Source organism: Isoptericola variabilis 225, from assembly GCF_000215105.1.
Lineage (GTDB): Bacteria > Actinomycetota > Actinomycetes > Actinomycetales > Cellulomonadaceae > Isoptericola > Isoptericola variabilis_A.
On sequence record NC_015588.1, the window covers coordinates 1,256,962 to 1,279,997 of the forward strand.

Annotated in this window: 26 protein-coding genes; 8 read left to right on the forward strand and 18 right to left on the reverse strand. The window is 74.1% G+C overall.

What is annotated here, in order from left to right; translation table 11 throughout:
* Positions 1-31 precede the first annotated feature (31 nt).
* From ISOVA_RS05760 to ISOVA_RS05775, 4 genes are all read right to left on the reverse strand, one after another.
* Positions 32-394, reverse strand: coding sequence for an MmcQ/YjbR family DNA-binding protein (locus ISOVA_RS05760; protein WP_041294796.1), 363 nt, complete (start codon positions 392-394; stop codon positions 32-34).
* 69 nt (positions 395-463) lie between these two features.
* Entirely contained in the window at positions 464-823 is a 360-nt protein-coding gene (locus tag ISOVA_RS05765; protein WP_261376343.1) for a HepT-like ribonuclease domain-containing protein, read from the reverse strand.
* Positions 820-1,392 (reverse strand): nucleotidyltransferase domain-containing protein, encoded by a 573-nt coding sequence (locus tag ISOVA_RS16010; RefSeq protein ID WP_013838309.1) that lies wholly within the window; start codon positions 1,390-1,392, stop codon positions 820-822. The genes ISOVA_RS05765 and ISOVA_RS16010 overlap by 4 nt, the downstream gene beginning before the upstream one ends.
* A gap of 147 nt (positions 1,393-1,539) precedes the next feature.
* The gene (locus tag ISOVA_RS05775) at positions 1,540-3,558 is read right to left on the reverse strand and encodes an amylo-alpha-1,6-glucosidase (protein ID WP_013838310.1); all 2,019 of its coding nucleotides are present in this window, start codon (positions 3,556-3,558) and stop codon (positions 1,540-1,542) included.
* Between the two features lie 190 nt (positions 3,559-3,748).
* Between ISOVA_RS05775 and ISOVA_RS05780 the strand changes: the two genes are divergently transcribed.
* Positions 3,749-4,816 carry a LacI family DNA-binding transcriptional regulator gene (locus tag ISOVA_RS05780; RefSeq protein ID WP_233275954.1) on the forward strand — a complete coding sequence of 356 codons (1,068 nt, stop codon included), beginning with the start codon at positions 3,749-3,751 and terminating at the stop codon, positions 4,814-4,816.
* A 250-nt stretch (positions 4,817-5,066) separates the two neighbouring features.
* Here ISOVA_RS05780 and ISOVA_RS05785 read toward each other — a convergent pair whose 3' ends face one another.
* On the reverse strand, positions 5,067-7,433 hold the full coding sequence (locus ISOVA_RS05785; RefSeq protein ID WP_013838312.1) for a right-handed parallel beta-helix repeat-containing protein: 2,367 nt from the start codon (positions 7,431-7,433) through the stop codon (positions 5,067-5,069).
* A 104-nt stretch (positions 7,434-7,537) separates the two neighbouring features.
* Between ISOVA_RS05785 and cutA the strand changes: the two genes are divergently transcribed.
* A complete protein-coding gene (gene cutA / locus ISOVA_RS05790; RefSeq protein ID WP_013838313.1) occupies positions 7,538-7,855 on the forward strand; it encodes a divalent-cation tolerance protein CutA in 318 nt (105 codons plus the stop codon).
* Positions 7,856-7,874: 19 nt separating this feature from the next.
* Here the strand turns inward: cutA and ISOVA_RS05795 are convergent, their stop codons facing one another.
* Positions 7,875-8,732 carry a hypothetical protein gene (locus tag ISOVA_RS05795; protein ID WP_013838314.1) on the reverse strand — a complete coding sequence of 286 codons (858 nt, stop codon included), beginning with the start codon at positions 8,730-8,732 and terminating at the stop codon, positions 7,875-7,877.
* A 135-nt stretch (positions 8,733-8,867) separates the two neighbouring features.
* Here ISOVA_RS05795 and ISOVA_RS17420 point away from each other — a divergent pair, with 135 nt between their 5' ends.
* Positions 8,868-8,996, forward strand: a complete 129-nt coding sequence (locus ISOVA_RS17420; RefSeq protein ID WP_261376344.1) for a hypothetical protein — start codon at positions 8,868-8,870, stop codon at positions 8,994-8,996.
* Here ISOVA_RS17420 and ISOVA_RS05805 read toward each other — a convergent pair.
* Together ISOVA_RS05805 and ISOVA_RS05810 are read right to left on the reverse strand one after the other, a co-directional pair.
* Positions 8,993-9,604: a DUF4126 domain-containing protein gene (locus ISOVA_RS05805; RefSeq protein ID WP_013838315.1), complete on the reverse strand. Its 612-nt coding sequence runs from the start codon at positions 9,602-9,604 to the stop codon at positions 8,993-8,995. The two genes, ISOVA_RS17420 and ISOVA_RS05805, sit on opposite strands and share 4 nt — an antisense overlap.
* 14 nt (positions 9,605-9,618) lie before the next feature.
* Entirely contained in the window at positions 9,619-10,344 is a 726-nt protein-coding gene (locus tag ISOVA_RS05810) for an NAD(P)/FAD-dependent oxidoreductase (protein ID WP_049788259.1), read from the reverse strand.
* A 63-nt stretch (positions 10,345-10,407) separates the two neighbouring features.
* Here ISOVA_RS05810 and ISOVA_RS05815 point away from each other — a divergent pair, with 63 nt between their 5' ends.
* Positions 10,408-10,719 (forward strand): MerR family DNA-binding protein, encoded by a 312-nt coding sequence (locus ISOVA_RS05815; RefSeq protein WP_233275955.1) that lies wholly within the window; start codon positions 10,408-10,410, stop codon positions 10,717-10,719.
* Here ISOVA_RS05815 and ISOVA_RS05820 read toward each other — a convergent pair.
* The 4 genes from ISOVA_RS05820 to ISOVA_RS05835 all read right to left on the reverse strand — a co-directional run bounded on the left by ISOVA_RS05820 (position 10,701) and on the right by ISOVA_RS05835 (position 13,672).
* Positions 10,701-11,780 carry a glutathione S-transferase family protein gene (locus ISOVA_RS05820; RefSeq protein ID WP_013838316.1) on the reverse strand — a complete coding sequence of 360 codons (1,080 nt, stop codon included), beginning with the start codon at positions 11,778-11,780 and terminating at the stop codon, positions 10,701-10,703. The genes ISOVA_RS05815 and ISOVA_RS05820 overlap by 19 nt on opposite strands.
* A gap of 39 nt (positions 11,781-11,819) precedes the next feature.
* Positions 11,820-12,515 carry a DUF6766 family protein gene (locus ISOVA_RS05825; RefSeq protein ID WP_013838317.1) on the reverse strand — a complete coding sequence of 232 codons (696 nt, stop codon included), beginning with the start codon at positions 12,513-12,515 and terminating at the stop codon, positions 11,820-11,822.
* A gap of 85 nt (positions 12,516-12,600) precedes the next feature.
* Positions 12,601-13,038, reverse strand: a complete 438-nt coding sequence (locus ISOVA_RS05830; protein ID WP_013838319.1) for a hypothetical protein — start codon at positions 13,036-13,038, stop codon at positions 12,601-12,603.
* A 43-nt stretch (positions 13,039-13,081) separates the two neighbouring features.
* A complete protein-coding gene (locus tag ISOVA_RS05835; RefSeq protein WP_013838320.1) occupies positions 13,082-13,672 on the reverse strand; it encodes an HhH-GPD-type base excision DNA repair protein in 591 nt (196 codons plus the stop codon).
* Between the two features lie 117 nt (positions 13,673-13,789).
* Here ISOVA_RS05835 and ISOVA_RS05840 point away from each other — a divergent pair, with 117 nt between their 5' ends.
* The gene (locus tag ISOVA_RS05840) at positions 13,790-14,353 is read left to right on the forward strand and encodes an AMIN-like domain-containing (lipo)protein (protein WP_013838321.1); all 564 of its coding nucleotides are present in this window, start codon (positions 13,790-13,792) and stop codon (positions 14,351-14,353) included.
* 33 nt (positions 14,354-14,386) lie between these two features.
* Here the strand turns inward: ISOVA_RS05840 and ISOVA_RS05845 are convergent, their stop codons facing one another.
* From ISOVA_RS05845 to ISOVA_RS05870, 6 genes are all read right to left on the reverse strand, one after another.
* Positions 14,387-14,824: a PNPOx family protein gene (locus ISOVA_RS05845; protein ID WP_013838322.1), complete on the reverse strand. Its 438-nt coding sequence runs from the start codon at positions 14,822-14,824 to the stop codon at positions 14,387-14,389.
* Between the two features lie 4 nt (positions 14,825-14,828).
* Complete coding sequence (locus ISOVA_RS15435; protein ID WP_013838323.1) at positions 14,829-15,668, reverse strand: helix-turn-helix domain-containing protein; 840 nt, start codon at positions 15,666-15,668, stop codon at positions 14,829-14,831.
* A 280-nt stretch (positions 15,669-15,948) separates the two neighbouring features.
* Positions 15,949-16,776: an ABC transporter ATP-binding protein gene (locus ISOVA_RS05855; protein WP_013838324.1), complete on the reverse strand. Its 828-nt coding sequence runs from the start codon at positions 16,774-16,776 to the stop codon at positions 15,949-15,951.
* Positions 16,773-17,849 (reverse strand): putative F420-0 ABC transporter permease subunit, encoded by a 1,077-nt coding sequence (locus tag ISOVA_RS05860; protein ID WP_013838325.1) that lies wholly within the window; start codon positions 17,847-17,849, stop codon positions 16,773-16,775. Before ISOVA_RS05860 ends, ISOVA_RS05855 begins: the two co-directional genes overlap by 4 nt.
* The gene (locus ISOVA_RS05865; RefSeq protein WP_013838326.1) at positions 17,842-18,864 is read right to left on the reverse strand and encodes a putative F420-0 ABC transporter substrate-binding protein; all 1,023 of its coding nucleotides are present in this window, start codon (positions 18,862-18,864) and stop codon (positions 17,842-17,844) included. Before ISOVA_RS05865 ends, ISOVA_RS05860 begins: the two co-directional genes overlap by 8 nt.
* A 132-nt stretch (positions 18,865-18,996) precedes the next feature.
* Positions 18,997-19,656 (reverse strand): class I SAM-dependent methyltransferase, encoded by a 660-nt coding sequence (locus ISOVA_RS05870; protein ID WP_013838327.1) that lies wholly within the window; start codon positions 19,654-19,656, stop codon positions 18,997-18,999.
* A 192-nt stretch (positions 19,657-19,848) separates the two neighbouring features.
* Here ISOVA_RS05870 and ISOVA_RS05875 point away from each other — a divergent pair, with 192 nt between their 5' ends.
* The 3 genes from ISOVA_RS05875 (at position 19,849) to ISOVA_RS05885 (ending at position 22,696) form a co-directional block, all read left to right on the forward strand.
* Positions 19,849-20,196: a hypothetical protein gene (locus ISOVA_RS05875; protein ID WP_143762071.1), complete on the forward strand. Its 348-nt coding sequence runs from the start codon at positions 19,849-19,851 to the stop codon at positions 20,194-20,196.
* Positions 20,197-20,276: 80 nt separating this feature from the next.
* Positions 20,277-21,902, forward strand: coding sequence for a molybdopterin-dependent oxidoreductase (locus ISOVA_RS05880; RefSeq protein WP_013838329.1), 1,626 nt, complete (start codon positions 20,277-20,279; stop codon positions 21,900-21,902).
* Positions 21,903-21,919: 17 nt separating this feature from the next.
* Positions 21,920-22,696: an SDR family oxidoreductase gene (locus tag ISOVA_RS05885; protein WP_013838330.1), complete on the forward strand. Its 777-nt coding sequence runs from the start codon at positions 21,920-21,922 to the stop codon at positions 22,694-22,696.
* Positions 22,697-23,036 lie beyond the last annotated feature (340 nt).

Consider the following 23,036-nt stretch of genomic DNA (forward strand, 5'->3'; position numbering starts at 1 on the left):
TGGACGCCCACCACGGGCGGGTTCCGTCTGCTCACGGCCGGACGACGGACGCGGCCAGGCGCGCGGGCGCCTGGACGCAGTAGGAGTCCGTGAGCAGCTCGGCGAGCTCCGACCAGTCGGTGCGGTCGTCAAGCAGCATGCCGACGACGTCGCTGCCCCAGCCGGCCCTGAAGTACGGCTCACCGAGATGCTCGAACGCCGCGACCTCCTCCGGCTCCGCACGGAAGACGATGCGGAAGCGCTGGTCCTCGCCGCCGAACACGTGCGCCACCGTGTTCCCGCGCACGCGCCAGCGCACGCCGGTCCAGGCGTCCTCCTCGATGCACTCGGGGAAGTCGAGCAGGACACTCAGCCGCTCGACGACATCGAGCGGGACATCAGGTCGATGGGGCACGCCCCGAATCTGCCACGTGCCGCTGACATCCACCGCGAGGTGCGGGGCATGGTTCGGGCGGGTCTTGGGCTACTCGTGGGACCCCAGCATGTCCAGCAGGCGCCGGGCGTGCTCCTCGAGGGAGTCGAGCTCCGTCGTCGCGGCGCTGTGCAGGAGATCGACGTCGACGATGACGTACTCGTGGACGAAGATGTTGCGCATCCCGACCATGCGCCGCCATGCGTCACCGAACGCTGCCGCCACAACTCCGTCTTCCACCGAGTTCGCGGCGATCAGTGCGTCTATCGCGGCGATGAGCTGCATCGAGACGGCGTCATGGAGCAGCGGGTCGTCAAGGTCGAGGCCTCGGTCAAGGTGTGCGCGGAGTCGGGCGACGTGATCGAGGGAGCGCTGGACGTGCCAGCGGGGACTGCGCTGCGCTGGACTCACAGGGTGACCGCCTCGCGTGACACAGTCCGGGCTACATCTGCGACGACCGAGGCGGAGTCGACGACGTCGACATCGACCCCGAGCAGGTTTCGGGCTTCGTCTGCGAAGGCGGCGAGATCGCCCAGGCTCCGTCCGCGCGGCACGTCGACCATGAGGTCGACGTCGGAGTCGGGGCCGTCCTCGTTTCGCGCGACGGAGCCGACGAGTCTCAATCGCCGGAGGCCGTACTTCGCCGTGAGGCGACGCAGCTCCTTGCGGTGCGCGGCGACCTTCCATGCCAGCGGCGACGACGGACGAAATCTCCCGGTCGTCGTCGCGCCCAGAATCATCCGCAATCCCGGCACGAACGGGGACGCGTCGTTCAAGGTGACCAGCGTTCGACGGCCCGACTGCCGTGATGTCAGCACACCAGACGCCACAAGAGAGCGGACCTCCCGTGAGACCGTGGACACGGGCATCCCGATCTGGCGCGCGACGTCGGACGCAGAGAGCGGCACTCGGGAGCGGTGCAACTCACGCAGCACCTGCTCCTGGAGCTCGGAGCGGAAGAACGGAACGGTCTGCGGCATGCCATGAGTCTATTGCTCACTTGGTGAGCAATGCCACTGGGCCTCAGGGGAACCGTCTGGCGTGACGAGTCCGTGACTCTGCGTCACGTTTGTGACCGAGCGTCACGGACCCTGCACACCACACCGTCTCCCGGGCGTGACTCTGCGTCACATCTCCTCGACCTGAGCCCGCCCGGCCGGGTCGAGGGAGACGGTGAACGTCCGCGACCCGACGCGCACGCCCTCGAACCGCAACGACCCCACGGGCGACGGGGCGATCGGCGCAACGTCGAGCCCGCCGTCGTCCGACGGCGACAACCCCAGCACCGCGGCGAGCAGCGCGACCGCCGACGCCGCGGACCACGCCTGCGGGTGGCACGCGGCCGGGTAGGGCAGCGGCCCGGGGCCGTCGCCGACGGCGTTGCCGCCGTACAGCTCGGGGAGCTGGTAGTCCATGTGCTGGGCCGCCTCGAGCAGCCCGCGCGCCAGCACGGCCGCCTCCGCGCCGAGCCCGGCGCGCGCCATGCCGTGCATCGCGATCGCGGTGTCGTGCGTCCACACCGTGCCGCCGTGGTAGCGCAGCGGCCAGTAGCCCTTCGAGCGCGCGGACAGGGTCCGCAACCCGTAGCCCGAGCTCATGTCGGGCGCGACGAGCCGGCCGGCCACGACCTTCTCCTCGTCCGGGTCGAGCAGGCCCGTGCCCAGCAGGTGGCCCATGTTCGAGGCCACCGAGTCGACCGGGTTGCCGTGCCGGTCGAGCGCGATCGCGACGTACGGGCCGGCGTCGTCGGACAACCAGAACCGCTCGCGGAACCGTGTCTTGAGCTCGGCGGCCCAGGACCGCCACTCGTCGCCGCCGGAGCGCCCGAACGCGTCGAGCAGCTCGGCCCCGCCGACGGCCGCCTCGTACGCGTACGCCTGCACCTCGCTCAGCGCGATGGGCCCCTCGGCGAGCCGGCCGTCGTGCCACTGGATCGAGTCGCCCGAGTCCTTCCAGCCCTGGTTGCTCAGCCCGTGCCCGCTGGCGTCGGCGTAGTCGAGGAAGCCGTCGCCGTCGTTGTCGCCGTGGTCGCGCATCCAGGCGAGCGCGCGCTCGAGCGTGGGCAGCAGCTCCTCGACGTCGGACGCCGCGAGCCCCCAGCGCCAGGCGTCGTGCAGCAGGCAGACCCACAGGCTCGTCGCGTCGACCGTGCCGTAGTACAGGGGCGGCAGCACCGTGCCGTCGTCGACCTCGAGCTCGGCGCTGCGCACCTCGTGCAGCATCTTGCCCGGCTGCTCGGCCGTCTCGACGTCGGACACCGTGCCCTGGCGGGCCGCGAGCGTGCGCAGCGTGCCGCGCGCGAGGTCGGTGCCGAGCGGCAGCAGCATGCGCGCGGCCCACAGGGAGTCGCGCCCGAACAGCGTGAAGAACCACGGGGCGCCCGCGGCGACGAACGTCTCGCCCGGCGCGAAGTCGGCGCTCATCCGCAGGCCCGCCAGGTCCTCGAGCGACCGGCGGACCAGGGGAGCGAGGCGCTTGTCGTCCGCGGCGACCACGGGCACCGACCACTCGGGCTCGGCGCTCGCCGGCGCCGACACCACGGCCGGCACCTGCGTGCGCACGCCCCAGCGCAGCGTCACGACCTCGCCGGGCGTCACGGTGACGTCCCAGGTGAGCGTCGCGCCGTCGTCGTCGACCTCGACCGACGCGCCGGGCGCGGACACGTCGACGACGGCGGTGCCGTCCGTCCAGCGCACGCCCTCGGGTACGGCCTGGGGCGGCAGGGGCGACGTCGCGGCGCCCTGCTTGACGTCGTCCATGCGCGCGAGGTCGCTCGCGAGGCGCAGCGTCACACGGCCCGAGACCGGGTCGTCGGTGCCGCAGGACAGTTCGAGCTCCTCGCTCACCTCGCCCGGGCGCAGCACGCGCCGCCGGCGCAGCATCGCCGTCGGGTCGGCGCCCGGGCCGTCGATCATGCGCAGCACGCCGACGGCCTCGAGCTCGGCCGGACCCGAGCGGCCGGCCGAGATCTCCTCCGGCAGCAGGTCGTTCACGCGCACGACGGCGGTGCTCAGCACGCGCACGTCGGCGTGGTACACGCCCTGGGCACCGTGGGGGTGGACCTGCCCGTCACGGGCGCACCACACCTGGCTCGGTGCCTGCAGGGTCACCAGCAGGTCGTGCAGGAAGGGCTGGACTCCGGCCATGATGGCGACTCCTTCGGTGCGGAGCGGAGGGTCCGCGAGGGTTCGGCTTGAACGTTCCAAGCAGTCACGATAGCGTCCTGTCGTAGATCGTTCAAACGGTGCCGACGGAGCGCCGTCGGGCGCCTGTCGACCGGCCGGGGATCGCGAGGGAGCTGGCATGGCGGAGGGGTCGAGGCCGACGCTGGTGACCGTGGCCGAGCACGCCCGCGTGTCGCGCCAGACGGTCTCCAACGTGCTCAACTCGCCCGAGATCGTGCGTCCCGAGACTCGCGAGCGCGTGCTGCGTGCGATCGAGGAGCTCGGCTACCGGCCCAACGTCGTCGCGCGCCAGCTGCGCACCCGCCGCTCGTCGGTGCTCGGCCTGCGCATGCCCCCGGCGTCGGACGGCATCAGCGGCCAGGTGCTCGACCGCTTCCTGCACGCCCTCACCGACGAGGCGCAGCGCGCGGGCCTGCGCGTCATGCTCTTCACGGCCGAGGACGACGACGCCGAGATCCGCGAGTACCAGACCCTGCGCGCCACCACGGGCATCGACGGCTTCGTGCTCGCCAACACCCACGCGGGCGACCCGCGCACCCAGTGGCTGTGCGACCACGACGTGCCGTTCGTGACGGTCGGCCGGCCGTGGGACGACGGCGGTGCCCCGGGCGCGTCGACGTCGGACGACGGACTGCCGCACAAGGTCGACGACCACCCGTGGGTCGACATCGACGGCCGCGCCGGCACGCGCGCCGCCACGCAGCACCTGCTCGACGCCGGTCACCGGCGCGTCGCGTTCCTCGGCTGGCCCGAGGGCTCGGGCGTCGGCGACGACCGCCTGGCCGGGTGGCTCGAGACGCTCACGGACGCCGGGCTGGCGGGCGACGCCGTCGTGCAGCGGACCGAGGACAGCGTGGCCATGGGCGCTGCGGCGGCCAACCGCGTGCTGCGCGACGACGACGTGACCGCGCTCGTGTGCGTGAGCGACTCGATCGCGCTCGGGGCGCTCGCCGCGGCGCGCGAGCTCGCGGCGTCGCGGCCCGACCGGGCGCCCGTGGCGATCACCGGCTTCGACGACACGCCCGTCGCGCGCGCCGTCGACCTCACGAGCGTCGCGCAGCCCGTGGCCGACGTCGCGGCCCGCGCGATCGAGCTCCTGCGCGGCCAGCTCGACGCGCGGCCCGACAGCCCCGACGCGAGCACCGGCGTCGCACAGGACCGGCAGGTCCTCATCGAACCCCACCTCGTCGTGCGCGCGACGAGCCGCGCCGCGCGCTGACCGCAGCGACGGCGTCCCTTCGGGCGACGCCGAGACGCAGGCCGTGACCGAGGCCCTCGAGGCGTGGTCCGCCGAGTCGGGCATCGAGGCGAACCTCAACGTCGCCGCCGACCTGCCCCAGCAGCTCAGCCAGGGCTTCGCGGCCGGTTCTCCGCCCGAGCATCTCGGTCGGTCAGTCGGAGCTCGGTCGGCACCTGGAGGTGCCGACCGAGCTCCGAGCTGCCGACCGAAGCCGGCGTAGCGGCGAGCGTCAGCGGCCGGTGCCCGCCTTGCCCGGGCGCTCGGCCGGCGCGAGGGCGCCGACGTGCCCGCCGTCGGTGCCGGCCGTCGCCAGGACGGACCGGAACGTCGGCCGGCCGAAGTCGCCCCAGACGATCGCGCCGTCGTCGTCCCGCGCGTACGACGCCGGGGCGGTGAGCGAGACGAGGTCGCGCGGCGCGACGACGAACGTCCCGTTCGTGCTGGCCGTGCGCGCGCCGTCGTGGAACAGGTTCGTCGCGTCCACGACGCCGGAGACCCAGTCCCGTCCGTCGGTGCCGGGGGAGTCGGTGCGGATCGACAGGTTGTCCCGGAACACGCCCTGCTCGTCCGAGGTGAAGTAGGGGTTGATCCGGAAGATGAAGTTGAACCGCTTGTTGTCGACCGACGTGTTGCCCGACACCTCGAGACGGCCCGGGTTGAAGTTGTCCGTGAAGCCGTCCATGTTGTTGTCGAACGCGAGGTTGCCCCGCACCACGTGCGCCACGGGCAGGCCCTCGCCGCCGAGCTTGAAGCCGCTGCCGGACGTCCCGTCGGCGTTGTAGCCGTCGGACAGCGTGCCGTTCGAGTAGGAGATGTTGCCCTCGAGCGTGATCGGGAAGTTCGGGCCCTCGTTCGTGCGGTTGTACAGGTCCCAGCCGTCGTCGATGTTGTGGTGCGCGACGTTGCCGCGGAACACGTTGCCCGGCCCGACGCCGAGCTTGGCCGCGAAGCCGTCGGCGTTGATGTCGGACGCGTCGCGGTTGTCGTGCGACTCGCTGTCGACGACGAGGTTGTGGGCGGGCCACGTCGCCGGGTCCGATCCCGGGCCGGACAGCTGGACGCCCGTGTCGCCGTTGTAGTTGACCAGCAGGCCGTCGAGGACGTTGTTCGAGCCGGAGACGCGCACGCCGTTCGACGCCGACCTCGTCACGTGCAGGTCGCTGAGGTGCCAGTGGTCGGCGTCGAGCTGGATGACGCGCGAGAGCGTGCCGCGGCCGTCGATCGTCACGTCGGCGCCGTCGTGGGGGCGCAGCGCCTTGGGCGCGTCGGCCGTGCCGGAGTAGGGCGCGGCGATCACGACGTTCGACGACGGCGCGTAGGTGCCGCCGAGCAGCTCGACCGCCTGGCCGGGCAGCACGTACCGGATCGCGGTGACGAGGTCGAGCGGGCTCTCCGCGGAGCCGTCGCCGTCGGGCGTGCCGTCGGGGGCGGCGAGGAGGACGTCGCCGGCGGCGAGCTCGCGCACGTCGACCGAGAGCGTGCGCGTGAGAGGCACGCTGCTCGGCGCGGCCGGGTCGGTCGGCGTGTACGTCGCCGTGACGGCGTTGCCGCCCGTCGCGAGGGCGAGCGTCGCGGCGAAGTCCTCGCCCGCGCGCACGGTCGCCTGCTCGACGACGGTCTCGCCGTCGACGGCGACGTCGATCGTCCCGTCGTAGCTCGCCCGCGCGGAGAACGGGTACGCGGTCGCGCCGTGGTGCTGCGGCGAGGTGACGGTGAACGTCACGGGCGTGACGGGCGCGGGCGCGACCGGACGCGGCTGCGTGTTCGCCTCCGACAGCGTGAGCTCGACGTTCGAGAAGGTGACCGCCGCGTTGCGCGACGCGTACAGCCCGACCGTCATGGTGTCCGGGTCGATGTCCTGGACCCAGTCGGCGCCCACGAGGCTGTGGCTGTGCTCGACGCCGTCGACCTCGGCGGTCATGACGAACTCGGTGTCGGTGCGCTCGAGCGTCATGCGGACCGGGGTGTCCAGGTAGCGCTGGTAGCTCGAGCTGCTGGAGCCCGGCACGAGGGCGACGACCGGGCGCTCGCTGCCGAGGCTGCCCCACGGCTCGGTGACGCCCGTGCGCACGAGGGCGACCGGGCCGTTGCGGAAGATGCTGGTCGAGGCGATGTTCGACGCCGCCGGGACCTCCTCGAAGCCGGGCAGCATCGGGTCCTGACGGGCGCCGCCGTTGACGTCGCGCACCATGAGGCCCGCGCCCTCCTGACCGCTGGGGTTCGCGCCCGTCTCCGGCCCGAGCTGGTGCAGCGTGACGTCGGCGGACAGGACGAAGTTGTGCTCGTTCGGGTCGAGCTCGACGTGGTAGAACGTCAGGCCGTCGTGGCCCGGGGCGATCTTGCCGCCGCGCGACTCCATGAAGATCTCGCCCTCGACCGTCCCCGGCACGTCGGGCACGGCGTGGTTGACGCCGACCTTCTCGGGCAGCACGTTGGCCGAGAAGCTGAGGTCGGTCGACTGGCCGAAGGTGATCGACTCCCAGACGAGGTCCTCGACCGTGGCGTCGGCCGAGGCTGCCGGCAGGGGAGCGAACGCCACCCCGGCGAGGACGAGCGAGCCGATCGCGGCGGACGACCGGCGGGCGGAACGGTTCATGACTCACTCCATCGTGTGTGGGAAACCGGTTTCTGGACCGTAGCACAGGACGGTGGTTCGCCGCAGCAAGCGCTTGCCCGACGCCGGAGGGTTACGGTCGGTCCATGACCGACCTCGTGCAGGTGGTGACGGTGGTGGACTCGGACGACGTCGCGAACGCGCTCGTGCGGGACGCGGTCGCGGCGCGGCTCGCCGCGTGCGGGCAGGTCGACGGGCCGCTCACGAGCACGTACTGGTGGGAGGGGCAGGTCGAGACCGCGACCGAGTGGCGGGCGACGCTCAAGACGACGGCGGAGCGCGCCGCGGCGCTCGAGGCGTTCCTCGTCGGGCAGCACCCGTACGACGTGCCCGAGGTGCTGACCACGCCGGTGACCGGCGGGAACCCCGACTACCTGCGATGGGTGGCCGGCGAGGTGCGCTGAGCGCGATGCGGCGGGAGACTCAGCCCAGGCGCGCGCTGAGCACGAGCTGCTCGCCGGCGTCGAGCCGCACGTCGACGAGGCGGACGCCGGGCGGCAGCGCGGCCTGCAGGTCGATGCGGCGGTTCGCCACGGCCTCGACCCGGGCGCGGGCCATGCCGAGCATCGCGGCGACGAGTGGGTTGCCGCTCGAGAGCCGGACGTCGCCGACCTCGAGGACCATGTCGTCGCGGACCGCGGCCGAGGCGACGGCCTCGACGCTCGCCGACAGGAAGCTCTTGCGGACCTTGGCGTCGACGCGCACGCTCGCCGAGCGCGGGCCGTGCGAGTCGATCTGCACGTCGAGGTCGGTGAGCTGCACGCCCTGCGAGGACAGCGCGACGGCGAGGATCCCGTGCAGAGTGCCGACGAGCCCGCGGCGGTCCACCGCGACGCGCGCGTGCCCGGCGACCGGGTGCGCGTCGTCGGGCTCGATCGGCTGGATCCCGACCGAGCCGTCCGTGCCCTCGACCCACGCGAACCGCAGCCCCTCGGCCTCGGCGGTGACGTCGACGGGCAGGTCGACCGCGGTCAGCGGGTGCGCGTCGACGCGCACCCGGCGTGCCGTCGCCTCCTCGCGCCGGGCCGCCGGCGGCGAAGCGAACCTGCGGGCGTCGGGCTTGTGCTGCGAGGTGCCGAACGCGACGCCCGTGAGGTCGACCTCGAGCGACGCGACGTCGGCGCCGTCGAGCTGCGCGACGATCGGCGCCCGGTCGAGCCCCTGCACCGCGGGGCCGGCCGCCTCGACCAGCACGCGGCGCAGGCGTGCGGCGAGGTCGTCCCCGGTGGTGGGGCGGGGGGCGGAGCCGAGCGGCAGGAAGTCGAGGCGGTGCGACGTCATGCCCCGACCCTAGACGCCAGGCCGCCCCGACTTCACGCGCAGCGGACTTCACGCGCAGCGCCGGCGTCGATCGTCTACCTGCGCGTCCCGGGCCTGCGCGCGCGGCTCGACGAGCTGCGCGCGGCCGGAGTGACCGTGGAGTCGGAGCCGCACGTCATCTTCACGCACGCCGACGACAGCCTCGGGCCGGCCGGGGCCGACGAGTGGCAGGCATTCGTCCGCGACTCCGAGGGCAACCTCGTCGGGCTGGTCGACTTCGCCTAGGTCGACTCGGCCCAGGCCGCGCCGCGGCCCTGGCGTCGTCGCCGCACGCCGCGCCACACGAGCACGGCCGCCACCACGAGGGCGATCAGCACCGGCACGACGAGCACCGGCAGCAGCACGGCCGCGACCGACAGCCCCACCGACCCGACGTCCTCGGCCGCCGACACCACGGGCGCGGCCGTGCCGGCCGTCGTCGTGTTGGCGACGACGCGCGCGCCCGCCTTGGTCGCGTGCGCCACGAGCGCGAGCACGATCCCGAGCACGACCGGCACCCACTGGCCCGACTCGACGAACGTCGCCGGGTCCGTGACCGTGGTGGTCTCCGACGTCGCGCCCGCGCCGAACGCGATGCCGCCCGCCGTCGGGCGCACGACCGTCTGCACCACGTCGTTGATCGAGTCGACGACGGGGATCTTGTCGGCGACCATCTCGAGCGACAGCAGCACCGCGAGGATCACCAGGACCCAGCCGTTCTCGAGCCACGCCCACGCGGGCGGCAGCGTCACCAGGTCCGTGTACCGGGACAGCAGGCCCAGCCCCAGCAGCGGGATCCAGGCGTTGAGACCCGCGGCCAGGGCCAGGCCGCTGCCGGTGGCGAGCTCGAGCATGGCCCCAGTGTGGCCTACCGCCCCAGCGACAGCAGGTCGGCGCCCAGGGCGGCGGCGGCGATCTGACCGGCCGCGGCCGCGGCGAGCACCGACGAGACGGCCATCGGGAAGTCGGCCGAGTGCGCGAGGTCGCCCGCGGCGGACACCCCCGGGAGGCTCGTGCGGCCGAACGCGTCGATCGCGACCGAGCCCGAGTCGCGCAGCTCGAGGCCCAGCTGCTCGGCGAAGGGCGCCGCCTGGCGCTGCTTCGGTGCGACCATGAGGCCGCCGAGCTCGACCGTCGTGCCGCCGTCGAGCACGACGCGCGCGCCGGGCCGGCCGTCGTCGAGGGTGTGCGGCTCGACACGCACGACGGGCTCGGTCACGACGTCGACCCGGCGCGTCTCGAGCACGGCGGCGATGTCGGCGGTGAGCTCGCCGCCGTCCGCGAAGACCGTGAGCGCGCTCGCGACCGGCGCCATGAGCCCGGCGGTGTGCCCGATGTGCTGGCCCGCACCGAGGATCCCGACGCGCGTGCCCGCGAACTCGTGGCCGTGGCAGTACGGGCAGTGCGCCGCGACCGTGCCGAACAGCTCCGCGACGCCGGGCGTTCCGGGCAGGTCGTCGACGACGCCGGTCGCGAGCAGCAGGCGCCGCGCCGACACCGAGCCCTCCGTGGTGCGGACCTCGAAGCCCTGCGCGTCGCGGTCGTCCGCGTCGAGCACGCGCACCTCGACCGCCTCGACGTCGCGCACCGCCACGGTGTCGTACTTCTTCAGGTCGCGACGGGCCGCGGCGCGGAACTCGGCCGGGGTGTCGCCGTCGTGCCCGATGACGTCGTGCGCGTCGGCGTGATCCTCACGTCCAAGACGGCGGGCATGAGCCTCGACCAGGTGCGGGCGCTGCTCGACGCGGAGGCCGAGGGCCGGCGCGAGGTCCTCACCGCGCACCTCGCCGAGCTCGACCGGCGGCAGGCCGAGATGGAGCGCTCGCGGCACATGACCGAGCACGCGCTCGCCTGCCGCGCGCACGACATCGCGACCTGCCCGAACTTCCGCGCGCACGTCGCGGACCTGGTCGACGGCGACGGGCGCTGGCCGCACCCGGTGCCGACGGCTCAGGCCTCCGCGGGGTAGAGCGGGTTGTGCCCCGGGGCGACGCGCTCGTCGTCGCGCACCGGCGGCGGGGGAGTGCCGCCGTCGCCCCACGGCTTGCCGCCGAGCTCGTCGCGCCCGTGCTCGGTGAGCCAGCCCGACAGGTCCGGCCCCTGCGGCACGATCTGCGTCGGGTTGATGTCGGTGTGCACGACGTAGTAGTGCTGCTTGATCTGCACGAAGTCGACGGTGTCGCCGAAGCCCGGCGTCTGGAACAGGTCGCGCGCGTACGCCCACAGCACCGGCATCTCGGAGAGCTTGTTCCGGTTGCACTTGAAGTGGCCGTGGTAGACGGCGTCGAACCGGACGAGCGTCGTGAACAGCCGGACGTCGGCCTCGGTGATGCGGTCTCCCATGAGGTAGCGGCGCGTCGCGAGCCGCTCCTCGAGCCAGTCGAGGGCAGTCCAGAGCCGCGCGTACGCGGCGTCGTACGCCTCCTGCGAGCCGGCGAAGCCGCACCGGTACACGCCGTTGTTGACCTCGGTGTAGACGCGGCGCATGACGGAGTCCATCTCGGCGCGCTCGTCCGGGTCGTCGGGGACGAGGCGCGGCGCGCCGTCGCGGTGGAACGCGGTCCACTCCGTCGACAGGTCGAGCGTGATCTGCGCGAAGTCGTTGGTCACGACCGCGCCGTCGCGCGTGTCGACGATCGCGGGCACCGTGATGCCCCGCGGGTAGCCCGGCTCGCGCCGGAAGTACGCCTCCTGGAGCCGCTCGATGCCGAGCACGGGGTCCTTGCCGCCGGGGTCGAGGTCGAACGTCCAGCTGCGCTCGTCGTGCGTCGGGCCGGGCAGGCCGAGGCTGATCGCGTCCTCGAGGCCGAGCAGGCGCCGCACGATGATCGCCCGGTTCGCCCACGGGCACGCACGCGCGGCGATCAGCCGGTACCGGCCCGGCTCGACGGGGTAGCCGTCGGCGCCGTCGCGCGTGATGCGCGTCGTGATGTACCGCGAGTCGCGGACGAACTCCTGGCCCTTGACGGTGTACGTGCCGCCACGGCCGTGCTCCGGTCGCTCCTGGTCCTTCGTCCCGGCGTCGTTCATCCTTCAATCGTAGGCGCCCGGGGCGACGCTCGCCCGGGGCTACCCCTGGATGCCGGTGGCCTGGTGGGCGCTGCCGACGGGCTTGGACTCCGGCGACCCCCGCTCGCGCAGGTAGATCGACAGCACGACCATCGCCAGCACCGCGAGGAACTCCGACTGCCAGTTCTGGATCGTGCGCGACCAGAACTCCGGCAGCGCGAGGTACTGCGTCCACGTCACGGGGTCCTGGAGGTTGCGCAGCTGCTCCTCGCTGTACGCGACGGCGCCCGCGACCGACTGGGCGAACCACGAGCCGACGAAGATGGCGCCCATGACGATCGCGAGGGAGTGCGAGTAGACCGAGAGCTTCCAGCCGCCGGCCCGCGCCCACGTGGGCGAGTCCTCCTGCACGTGCCGCCCGACCTTCTGGTCCTTGTCCGACTCACGGCCCGCCTTCTCGAGCTCCTTCGACTCGGGCGAGCCCTTCTGCACGAACCACACCGTCGCGACGATGAACAGCAGGAACTGGAGGAACTCGGACTGCCAGTTCTCCGTGATGTCGACCCAGTACGACGACGACAGCACGTAGTCGCCCACGCCGACGGGCTCGAGGCCCCCGGAGAGCTGCTCGCGGTTGAAGTACGCCGTGCCGACGAACGCCTGCCCGGTCATCGAGGCCAGGAAGATCGCGGCGAAGAACAGGCTCAGGCCGTTCTCCTTGAGCAGGGAGCCACCCCTGGCCTGTGCCGCGCTCACCGGTGCACCGCCGCGAGCGCGATCGCGAGCGCGAGGCCGACCGCGATCAGCACGAGCGTCGCCGTGAAGATGATGCGCTGCGTCGTCATGCCTGCACCTCGCAGTCGTAGGGCCGTTCGGGGCGTTGCTCGCACGCGGCGGCCGTGACGATCCACCGGTCGCCCGAGCGCGTGAGGAACACGGTGTCCGACGCCGTGATCACCTGGGCCTGGGTGCCCGAGACGTGCACCTCGGCCACGGTGGCGTCGGCCGCCCGGTGCGCGAGCGCCGGGGCCACCTGGGGGTCCTCCACGAGCGCCGTGGCGCACGGGGCCTGCGCGTCCTTCTCGAGCGCCTCCGCGGCGTCGGGCAGGAGCATCGCGCACGCGGCCTGCCCGTCCTGAGCGGCGACCGCCGCGTAGAAGTCGGTCACGGCCGACTCGGCGTCGCCCTCCATGACTCCCGGCCCGGCGCAGCCGGCGAGGGTCGTGCCGGCCGCGGCGAGCAGTACGACGGCGGTGGCCCCCCTGGTGCTCGATGGCATGCGCCCATCGCGCGCCGGACCTGCATCTTCGCAACCGGAGCGGTCAGGATCCCGCCTTCGCGGCGGCCTTCTGCGCCTTCTTGAACGCGCGCACCTCGGCCAGCGACTCGGCGCTCGTGACGTCCGCGATCGACCGCCGCGACCCCTCGTCGCCGTAGTGCCCGGCCGCCTCCTGCCAGCCCGGCGGCCGGATGCCGCGCTGCTTGCCGAGCAGGGCGAGGAAGATCTGCGCCTTCTGCTTGCCGAAGCCCGGCAGCGCCTGCAGACGTGCGAGGACCTCGGCCCCGGTGGGCCGCCCCTCGGCGCCCGGCATGGTCCAGATCTTCGTGACGTCGCCGTCGTACTCGTCCACGACCGCGCGGGCCACGGCCTGGACCCGACCCGCCATCGACCGGCCGTACCGGTGGATCGCCGGGGGAGTGGTCGCGAGCGTGACGAACTCGTCCGGGTCGGCGTCGGCGATCGCGCGCGGGTCCAGCGTGCCGAGCCGGTCGCGGATCTTGCGCGGGCCCGCGAACGCGTGCTCCATGGGGTACTGCTGGTCGAGCAGCATCCCGATCAGCAGGGCGAACGGGTCCTCGCTCAGCAGCGTGTCGGTCTCGGCGTCGCCGGTGATCCACAGGTCGGTAGCCATGGCGTCATTGTCCACCGCGCACCGGACGGCGACATCTTTCACCCGGGGCGGTGCCGCGCGGCCATTGACGGCGCCTGCCGGCGGGAGGACCGTTGAGGTGGACGAAGGAAGTGCACCATGCGCCGTCGGATCCTCACCTGGCTGTCCGTCCTGTCGCTGCTCCTCGCCGGGACGGCGCTCACGGCGCCGCCGGCGGCGGCCCATCCCTACTGCGGGCAGGTGTGGGGCTCCCTCGCCAAGGGCGACCCCGGCATGTCCGCGGGCCAGCTCACGAACGTCCGCGCCGGACGCCACGCCTGCTTCGACCGGCTGGTGCTCGACATCGACGAGCCGCTCACCGGCTGGTCGGTGCGCTACGTGAGCCGGATCGTCATGGACGGCTCGGGGCAGGTCGTCCCGGTCGACGGCGGGGCACGCCTCGAGGTCGTCGCGCGCGTCGGCGTCGTCCCGACCGACTCGTTCTTCGTCGGCCCCGGCCGGACCCTCGTGGACACCACCGGCTACCGCACCTTCCGCGACGTCGCGTGGGCCGGCAGCTTCGAGGGCATCACGACCGTCGGCCTGGGCGTGCGGGCGCGCCTGCCGTTCCGCGCGTTCGTCCTCGCCGGGCCCGGTGACGGGTCGCGGCTCGTGGTCGACGTCGGGCACCGGTGGTGCGCCGTCGGCCACGTCGACTGCTGAGGCTCCTGCCGGAGGTCCGAGGCCCGGCGGGCGCTACGCCGCCGTGAGCCGGCCGACCATGAGCTGGCGCACGCGCGAGATGCGGACGAGCGCCCGGGCGGGGCCCCGCAGGACGCGCGCGGCCTCGTCGGCACCGACCACGCGGACCCGGTCCACGCGGTACTCGGTGCTGCGCCGCGTGAGCCGGCCGCGTCCGGCCGACTGGAGGTTTGCGAACCAGTCGACGTCGGCCCCCCACGGCAGCGGGACGACGACGAGCACGTCGCTCGCGTCCGACGGCGTCACCGGGTTGCCGGGTGCCACCTCGAGCGGCTCGCGCCCGGCGAACGCGACGACCGGGGTGGCGTAGTGCCGGCCCGTGGAGCGCCCGACGTGGTGCACCGTGGCCCACGGCGGGAGCCGCCCCGAGAACTTCAGCACGTACGGGTTCACGCGCCTCGCCGCCTCGACGGCACGCTTCGACATCGGCATGCCGTCATCGTGCGTCCGCGCCCGGTGCCGCGCACCCGGCGAGCTCCTCGCGCAGGACCTGGAGCACGCGCTGCGTGTGCCCGTCGGCGACCTGGATCTCGTCGAGCGGCTGCGCGCGCATCGTGCCGAGCTCGGTCTCGACCGGAACGGCCCGGACGAGCTCCTCGGGCTCGACGAGCCGGACGCGTGCGGGCGGGCCGTCGAACGGGCCCGTGAGCGTGAACCTCCGGTCGGTGCACTCCTCGAGGACCTGCATCCGGACGAGCTCGGTCGCACGGGCGAACCGCGCGACCGCCTCGTCGTGCGGCATGCGCGCGAGCTCGCGACGGTGCGGGACGCCGCCGATCGGCATCCAGGAGCGCCATCCCGTCGGCGTCACCTGGAACAACAGGTCGCACAGGCGGTCGGTGAGCCAGCGCCAGGTCTCCGGCACGTCAGCGAGCGCGACGTCGACCGCGTCGACCGGCACCGGCGCGCCCAGCAGCGACGCCGCGGCCACGCCCTCGAACCGGTGCGGCGGCGTGTTGAGGTTGGGCGTCTCGTCGGACAGCGCGGCCAGGGTGAGGAGCGCCTCGACGGTCGCCGGCGGGTCGTCGCTCGCGCGGCGGGCGGCGATCGCCGCGCGGACGTCGGCGTCGAGCGGGTCCAGCTCGATGCGTACCTGCTTGCCGGCTGCCGCGAGGATCCGCTCGAGCATGGGCAGAGACGGGTTGCGGCCGCCCGACTCGATGCGCGTGAGCGTCGTGCGGCTCACGCCGGCCCGCGCGGCGAGGACGTCCTGGGTGAGCCCTGCCTCCCACCGGACGGTGCGGACGAGCCCGCCGATGTCATGGATCGTCGTCATGCAGCGCAGGGTGGCGGACGCGGCTCTCGTCCCGGCGCTGCGGCGAGCGAGCTGTGGACGACGTCGGGGTGCGGCCCGGTGGGGGCGGGCGTCGGACGGCGTCGCTGCTGCGCGAGTGCGCCGGCGCGGTCGGTGACCGTGGGTCACGTGCGGGAGACGGACAGGTGTGCCGGGTCCGTGACTCAGCGTCACATTCGTGACTCTGAGTCACGGCGCGGGAACACCACACCGTTTTCCGGGGTGACTCCGGGTCGCACGGGGACAGGACGCGCGCGGTCGCTCAGGGGGTGGCGTCGTCGAACGTCAGCACCGGGCGGCCCGTGCTCGGATGGCGCAGCACCGTGGTGCGCACCCCGTACACCGGGTCGACGACCTCGGGCACGAGCACCTCGTCGACCGGCCCCGCCGCCGCGACCCGTCCGCCCGTGGGGCCGGGGGCGAGCAGCACGACGTGGTCGCACGTGGCGGCGGCGAGCGAGAGGTCGTGCAGCGCGGCGAGGACGGTCACGCCGTCGTCGGCGAGCGAGCGGACGAGGCGCATGGTCGCGAGCTGCGCGGCGACGTCGAGGTGGTTGATGGGCTCGTCGAGCAGCAGGACGCGCGGCTCCTGGGCGAGGGCGCGCGCCACGTGGACGCGCTGGCGCTCGCCGCCCGAGAGCGTGCCGACGTCCCGTTCGGCGAGCGGCAGCGCGCCCGCGCGGTCGAGCGCCGCGAGCGCGACGCGCCGGTCGGCGTCGGACGGGCCGGCGAGCACGCCGCGGTGCGGGGTGCGGCCGAGCAGCACGGCGTCGAGCACCGTGATCGGCAGGTCGGTGCCGGCGTCCTGCTCGACGAGCGCGAGCGTGCGGGCGCGGCGGCGGCGCGGCATGGCGAGCAGGTCGTCCGACGAGCCGGGGCCCACGAGAGCGACCCGTCCGCCGTCGGGCGGCTGGACCCCGGCGACGATGCGCAGCAGCGTCGACTTGCCGGACCCGTTCGGGCCCAGCAGCCCGGTGACGGCACCGGCCGGGGCGGCGACGTCGACACCGTCGAGGATGAGGCGCGAGCCCGCGGCCCAGCGGACGCGCTCGGCGGCGAGACCCGGGCGGGTCGTCGTGGACACGGTCATGAGCGGGCCCGTCCTCTCCAGAGCAGCAGGGCGAACACCGGCGCGCCGATCGCGGCCGTGACGATGCCCACGGGCAGCTCGCGCGGCTCGAACACCGTGCGGGCCAGGGTGTCCGCCCACACGAGGAACGTCGCGCCGCACAGCGCGGACAGCGGCAGCAGCGCCCGGTGACGGGCCCCGGTGAGCACGCGCACGGCGTGCGGGAGGATCAGGCCGACGAAGCCGATCGAGCCGGACTGCGACACGAGCGCACCGGTGAGGAGCGCGACGCCGACGAGCAGCACCCAGCGCACGCGCGCCACCGGCACGCCGAGCGCGGCGGCCGCCGTGTCCCCGAAGGTGAACGCGTCGAGCATCGAGCCGGTCGAGGCGAGCAGCGTCCCGAGCACGAGCGCCGCACCTCCCGCGATCGCCACCGACGTCCACGTGGCGCCCGCGACCGAGCCCATGAGCCACGAGAGGATCTCGCGGTACTGGTCGCCCTTGGCCGACCAGAAGATGACGAACGACGTCGCCGCCGCGGCGAGCTGGGACACCGCGAGACCCGCGAGCACCGTCCGCGTCGGCGTGAGGCCACCGGTCCCGGCCCCCGCCCCGCGGCCTGCCGCCGCGGCGAGCAGCAGCGTCGCGGCGAGCGCCGCCGTCGCGCCGACGAACGCCGCGACGGGCAGGAGGACCGTCGCGCCGAGCACGAGGACGCACGCCGCGCCGAGGCTCGCGCCCGAGGACAGGCCGAGCAGGTACGGATCGGCGAGCGGGTTGCGCGTGAGCGCCTGCATGACGACGCCGCACACCGCGAGGCCCGCGCCGACGGCCGCGGCCGTGAGCACGCGGGGCAGCCGCAGCTGCCAGACCATGCCGTCGACGAGCCGGTCGGGCGCGGCGTGGCCGAGCACGTCGCCCAGGCCGAGCCGGGTCGCGACGACGTGCCACACGTCGGCGGGCGACAGCGCGGCCGGGCCGATGGTCACGGCCACGACGACGGTCGCGACGAGCACGGCCGCCGCGACGACGGCCGCGACCGCCGCACCACCGGTCGCGGTGGTACGGCGGGGCGCCCGCACGTCACTCATCGAGGTCGAGCCCCGCGAGCTGGTCGGCGAGGTCGACGACGGCGTCGACGTTGCGCACGCCGGCCTCGGTGGCCGGGAACGGGACCACGAGGTACCGCCGATCGCGCACCGCGGTGAGCTCCGCCGTCGCGGGGTTGGACTCGAGGCGCTCGATCTTGTCGTCGGCGGAGTTCCACAGCGCGTCGACGAGGACGATGACGTCGGGGTCGGCCTCGATGATCTGCTCCCACGAGAACGAGGTCCACGTGTCGTGCACGTCGGCCGCGACGTTCTCGAGCCCGACCGCGTCCATGATCATCTGCGGCGCGCCGATGCCGGCCCCGACGTAGGGGATGTCGCTGCCGGAGGAGTACCAGAGGGCGGTGAGGCCGCGGTCGTCGGGCACGACGGACTCGAGCGTGGCCCGCTGCTCGGCGACGAGCCGCTCGGCGCCGTCGGCGGCGTCGAAGATCGCCCCGACCTCGGCGATCTCGGCGAAGACGGTGTCGAAGGTCAGCGGGTCGGGCATGTAGCCCTCGCCCTTGCAGGCCGCCGGCGAGACGTACGTGCTCACGCCGAGCTGGGCGAGCGTGTCGCGGTCGCCTGCGCCGTCGGCCGTGACGTTCGACTCCCAGCCGGCGTAGACGAGGTCGGGCTCGAGCGCGAGCACCGCCTCGGTGCCGGGAACCTCGTCGCTGAACGGCTCGGCCACGGGCGTGCCCGCGGCGGCGTCGGCGAGCGAGTCGGGCACGGGGCCGTCGAGGAACGCGGACCCGACGATCCGGTCGCCCAGGCCGAGCGCGAGCAGCATCTCGGCGGTCGACGACTTGATCGTGACGACGCGCTCGGGCGGTGCGTCGAACGTGACGTCGTGGCCGCAGTTGTCGAGCGTGAGCGGGTACGACGACGCGGCACCGGCCGTGGTGGCGGCCGGTGCGGCGGGCGCGTCGGCGTCGGCGGACGAGCAGGCCGCGAGCAGGCCGACGACGGCGGACAGGGCGAGGGGCAGGGCGACGGCAGGGGCGCGACGAGGCACGACGACTCCGGGGGATCGGTCGGACGACGAACGACGCGTCATCTCGCGTCACGCGGAACCGCGGCCCAGATGCGCGGGCCGCGCCGACGGGCCACATGCCGGCCCGTGATCCGCCGTCGAGCCTAGTACGCCTCAGGCGCGGGTCGCCGTCACCAGCAGGTACTCCCAGCCCATCGTGCCGTCGTCGCGCAGGTGCCGGTCGCCGAGCAGCTCGCGGACGTGCGCCTCGTCGCCCCACAGCGGCGGCGGCTGCGCGCCCGGGGGCGGCGGAGGAGCGTAGGGCCTCATCGTCGCGAACATCTCGCCGATGAACCCGGACGGCGTCCACGCGACGTTGCCGATCCGTCCCCCGGAGCGCGTGACGCGCACCAGCTCGTCGGCCGCGAGCCGGTGGAACGGGGCGAACATCACGCCGACGCACGACATCGTCACGTCGAACGCGCCGTCGTCGTACGGCAGGGCGTGCGCGTCGGCGACCTCCCAGCGCAGGGTCGCGCCGCGCTCCTCGGCGAGGCGGCGGCCGGCGTCGAGCACCTCGGGCGCGATGTCGGACGCGACGACGTCGGCGCCGGCGAGCGCGGCCGGGATCGCGGCGTTGCCGGTGCCCGCGCCGACGTCGAGGACGCGGTCTCCGGGTCCGACGCCGAGCGCCTCGACGAGGGTGGCGCCCAGCGTGGGGATGACCGTGGTCGCGATGGTCGGGTAGTCGCCGGACGCCCACATGGCACTGTGCTTGGTGCGGACGGTGTCGAGCAGCTCGGCGGGGACGGGGTCGTTCTGCGTCAGGCTCATCGCGGGCTCCTTCGGATCCGGTGCCCCGGAGTCCACCTTCCCGCCGCCGTCCGTGCCGCACCAGGGCCCGACGAGATGAAATCCGCGTCCGCCGTCGCGACGTCGCACCCGGGAGGCGGCGTGCGTGGCCGCCGGGACGCGGCGACGGTGGAGGCGGACCTCGACAGCGACCGCGACACGGGGAGGACGAGGATGTCGGAGCAGGACCGGCTCGCGCAGGTGCGCGAGGGGGTGGACGTGGTCGACAGCGCCGGGAACAGGGTCGGCACGGTCAAGGAGGTGCGCGGCGGCGACCCCGACGCCGTGACGTCCGCGGGTCAGGACCAGGGCGGCGGAGGCATCGTCGACACGTTCGCCGGTGCGCTCTTCGACCGGGACATCCACGAGCAGGCGCGCGAGCGCCTGATCCGCTCGGGGTACGTGCAGATCGACGCCGCGGGGCTGTTCCCGGGCGACCGGTTCGCCGCGGCGGACGAGGTCGACCGCGTCGAGGGCGACACGGTGCACCTCACGGTCGACGCCGACTCGCTGGTCGGCTGACGGCCGCCGCAGATCTCACGAAGTCGTGACGTCCGCGCCCGCGGGCGCTCGTCGCGCGCGTCCGGTGGGACGCTGGAGTCATGGGCACGACGGCGGGCCGCTGGGCGGCGCTCGCGGGCGTGGTCGCCGCGGGGACGGGTCTCGCGGTGGCCGAGCTCGTCGCGGCGTTCGTGGACCCGGCCGCGAGCCCGGTGCTCGCCGCGGGTGCCGCCGTCGTCGACGGGGTGCCCGGATGGCTCAAGGACCTCGCGGTCGCGTGGTTCGGCACGGCCGACAAGGCCGTGCTCCTGGCCACGATGGGCGTGGTGCTCGCCGCGGGCGCGGCGCTCGCGGGCGTGCTCGAGCGGCGACGCCCGCCCGCGGGGGCGCTGCTGCTCGCCGCGGTCGGCGTGGTGGGCGGCGTCGTCGCGGCGGCCCGGCCCGGCGCGACCGCCGTGTGGGCGGTGCCGTCGCTCGTCGGCGTGGGCGCCGGCGTCGTGCTGCTCCGCGTGCTGGTCGCCCGCCTGCCCGCCCCCGCACGCGTCGTGTCAGAAACCCAGTGGGCCAGAACCCACCACTCTTCTGACACGGGCGTGGACGGTCCGCGGCTGTCAGAAACCCAGTGGGCCGGAGCCCACCACCCTTCTGACACGGGCGTGGACCGACGGCGGTTCCTCGCCTGGAGCGGCGTGAGCGCGGCGGCGGCCCTGGTGGCGGTCGCGGCGTCGCGGGCGGTGAGCGCCGGGAGCCGGGCGGTCCAGGCGGTACGGGAGTCATTGCGCCTGCCGACGCCCGCGACCCCGGCGCCGCCCGTGCCGCCCGGGGCGGACCTCGGCGTCGAGCGCGCCGAGCCGTACATCACCCCCAACGAGACCTTCTACCGGATCGACACCGCGCTGCGGGTCCCCACCCCCGACCCCGCGGGGTGGTCGCTCACCGTGACCGGTCTGGTCGACGCGCCGTTCACGCTGACCTGGGACGAGCTGCTCGCCCTGCCGCTCGTCGAGCACCACGTGACGCTCACCTGCGTCTCCAACCCCGTGGGCGGCCCGCTCGTCGGGAACGCGCTGTGGCTCGGCTACCCGGTGCGGGAGCTCCTCGTCCGCGCCCGCCCGCAACAAGGCGCCGACATGGTGCTCTCGCGCAGCGTCGACGGCTTCACCGCGGGCACGCCGCTCGACGTGCTGCTCGAGGAGTCGCGCACGTCGCTGCTCGCGATCGGCATGAACGGCGAGCCGCTGCCGCCCGAGCACGGCTTCCCCGCGCGCCTGGTGGTTCCGGGCCTGTACGGGTACGTGTCGGCGACCAAGTGGGTCACCGAGCTCAAGGTCACGCGGTTCGCCGACGACGAGGCGTACTGGACGCCCCGCGGCTGGTCCGAGCGGGGGCCGATCAAGCTGTCGAGCCGCATCGACATCCCGCGGCCCGGGGACGACCTGCCGGCCGGCGAGGTCGTCGTCGCGGGCGTCGCATGGGCGCAGCACACCGGGATCTCCGGCGTCGAGGTGCGGGTCGACGACGGCCCGTGGGTCACCGCCGAGCTCGCCGACACCGTGGGCCCCGACACGTGGCGGCAGTGGCGGTTCGTGTGGGACGCGCCGCCCGGCGACCACCTCGTCGCGGTCCGGGCGACGGACGCGGACGGCGTCGTGCAGACCGGCGAGCAGACGCCCGTCGCACCCGACGGCGCGACCGGGTGGCACACCATCAGCCTCACGATCGTCTGACTCGCTAGGGTGCGGCCATGACCAGCACCGCACCGCAGACCCGTCGCGCGCTCGTCACGGGCGCGTCGTCCGGCATCGGGGCCGCCACGGTCCGCCGCCTGCGCGCCGAGGGGTGGGACGTCGTCGCCGCGGCCCGTCGGGCCGAGCGACTGGAGGCGCTCGCGGCCGAGACCGGCGCGGAGGCGTACCCGCTCGACGTGACCGACGACGCCGCGGTCGCGGCGCTCGCGGCCCACCTCGAGGCCACGGGCGGTCTCGACGCCGTGGTCAACAACGCCGGGGGAGCGTTCGGCCTCGACCGCGTCGAGGACGCCGACCTGCAGCAGTGGCGGGACATGTACGAGCTCAACGTCCTCGGCACGCTGCGCGTGACCAAGGCCGTGCTGCCGCTGCTGCGGGCGTCGGCCGCGCGCACCGGCGGGAGCGACGTCGTCGTCGTGACGTCGACCGCCGCGCACGGCGCGTACGAGGGCGGCGCCGGCTACACCGCCGCCAAGCACGGCGAGCGCATGCTCTCGACCACGCTGCGCTGGGAGATCGCCGGCGAGCCGATCCGGGTCATCGAGATCGCGCCCGGCGCGGTGGCCACGGAGGAGTTCTCGCTCGTGCGGTTCGACGGCGACGCCGAGCGGGCGGCCAAGGTCTACGAGGGCTACCAGCCGCTCGTCGCCGACGACGTCGCCGACACCATCGCCTGGACCCTGACCCGGCCGGCGCACGTCAACGTCGACCTCGTCGTCGTGCGGCCGCGCGCGCAGGCGCACAACGAGAAGATCGCGCGCACCGGCGTCTGAGGTCCGCGAGAGAGCGACCCGTCGCCGAAGAAGGGCTCTCGGGCCGGTGTCCCGTCGCTCTCTCGACGACCGATCGCCATCTCGGCGCAGGTGGGGGAACGGAGTTGCGTGCCCGGCTACGATGGACGCACAGGCGTCGACCCGGCCATCACCGGTGAGCCTCCGGAAGAACGGCTCGCTCGCGAGCTCACTAGACCCGGACGGGTAGGCCCGTCACAGCCGTCAACGAGCGGCGGATCCCGGACCCCGGGGCCCGCAAGCGGGGTGGTACCGCGGCCCTGCGCACGCCCAGCGTGCGCCGGCGTCGTCCTCGCACAGCAGTGCCGTCGTCGTACCACCT

Coding starts and splice junctions, on each gene's coding strand:
- ISOVA_RS16010 (WP_013838309.1), bottom strand. CDS start 1,392: ATGCCGCAGACCGTTCCGTTCTTCCGCTCCGAGCTCCAGGAGCAGGTG.
- ISOVA_RS05775 (WP_013838310.1), bottom strand. CDS start 3,558: ATGGCCGGAGTCCAGCCCTTCCTGCACGACCTGCTGGTGACCCTGCAG.
- ISOVA_RS05785 (WP_013838312.1), bottom strand. CDS start 7,433: ATGAACCGTTCCGCCCGCCGGTCGTCCGCCGCGATCGGCTCGCTCGTC.
- cutA (WP_013838313.1), top strand. CDS start 7,538: ATGACCGACCTCGTGCAGGTGGTGACGGTGGTGGACTCGGACGACGTC.
- ISOVA_RS05795 (WP_013838314.1), bottom strand. CDS start 8,732: ATGACGTCGCACCGCCTCGACTTCCTGCCGCTCGGCTCCGCCCCCCGC.
- ISOVA_RS05805 (WP_013838315.1), bottom strand. CDS start 9,604: ATGCTCGAGCTCGCCACCGGCAGCGGCCTGGCCCTGGCCGCGGGTCTC.
- ISOVA_RS05820 (WP_013838316.1), bottom strand. CDS start 11,780: ATGAACGACGCCGGGACGAAGGACCAGGAGCGACCGGAGCACGGCCGT.
- ISOVA_RS05830 (WP_013838319.1), bottom strand. CDS start 13,038: ATGCCATCGAGCACCAGGGGGGCCACCGCCGTCGTACTGCTCGCCGCG.
- ISOVA_RS05835 (WP_013838320.1), bottom strand. CDS start 13,672: ATGGCTACCGACCTGTGGATCACCGGCGACGCCGAGACCGACACGCTG.
- ISOVA_RS05840 (WP_013838321.1), top strand. CDS start 13,790: ATGCGCCGTCGGATCCTCACCTGGCTGTCCGTCCTGTCGCTGCTCCTC.
- ISOVA_RS05845 (WP_013838322.1), bottom strand. CDS start 14,824: ATGCCGATGTCGAAGCGTGCCGTCGAGGCGGCGAGGCGCGTGAACCCG.
- ISOVA_RS15435 (WP_013838323.1), bottom strand. CDS start 15,668: ATGACGACGATCCATGACATCGGCGGGCTCGTCCGCACCGTCCGGTGG.
- ISOVA_RS05855 (WP_013838324.1), bottom strand. CDS start 16,776: ATGACCGTGTCCACGACGACCCGCCCGGGTCTCGCCGCCGAGCGCGTC.
- ISOVA_RS05860 (WP_013838325.1), bottom strand. CDS start 17,849: ATGAGTGACGTGCGGGCGCCCCGCCGTACCACCGCGACCGGTGGTGCG.
- ISOVA_RS05870 (WP_013838327.1), bottom strand. CDS start 19,656: ATGAGCCTGACGCAGAACGACCCCGTCCCCGCCGAGCTGCTCGACACC.
- ISOVA_RS05875 (WP_143762071.1), top strand. CDS start 19,849: ATGTCGGAGCAGGACCGGCTCGCGCAGGTGCGCGAGGGGGTGGACGTG.
- ISOVA_RS05880 (WP_013838329.1), top strand. CDS start 20,277: ATGGGCACGACGGCGGGCCGCTGGGCGGCGCTCGCGGGCGTGGTCGCC.
- ISOVA_RS05885 (WP_013838330.1), top strand. CDS start 21,920: ATGACCAGCACCGCACCGCAGACCCGTCGCGCGCTCGTCACGGGCGCG.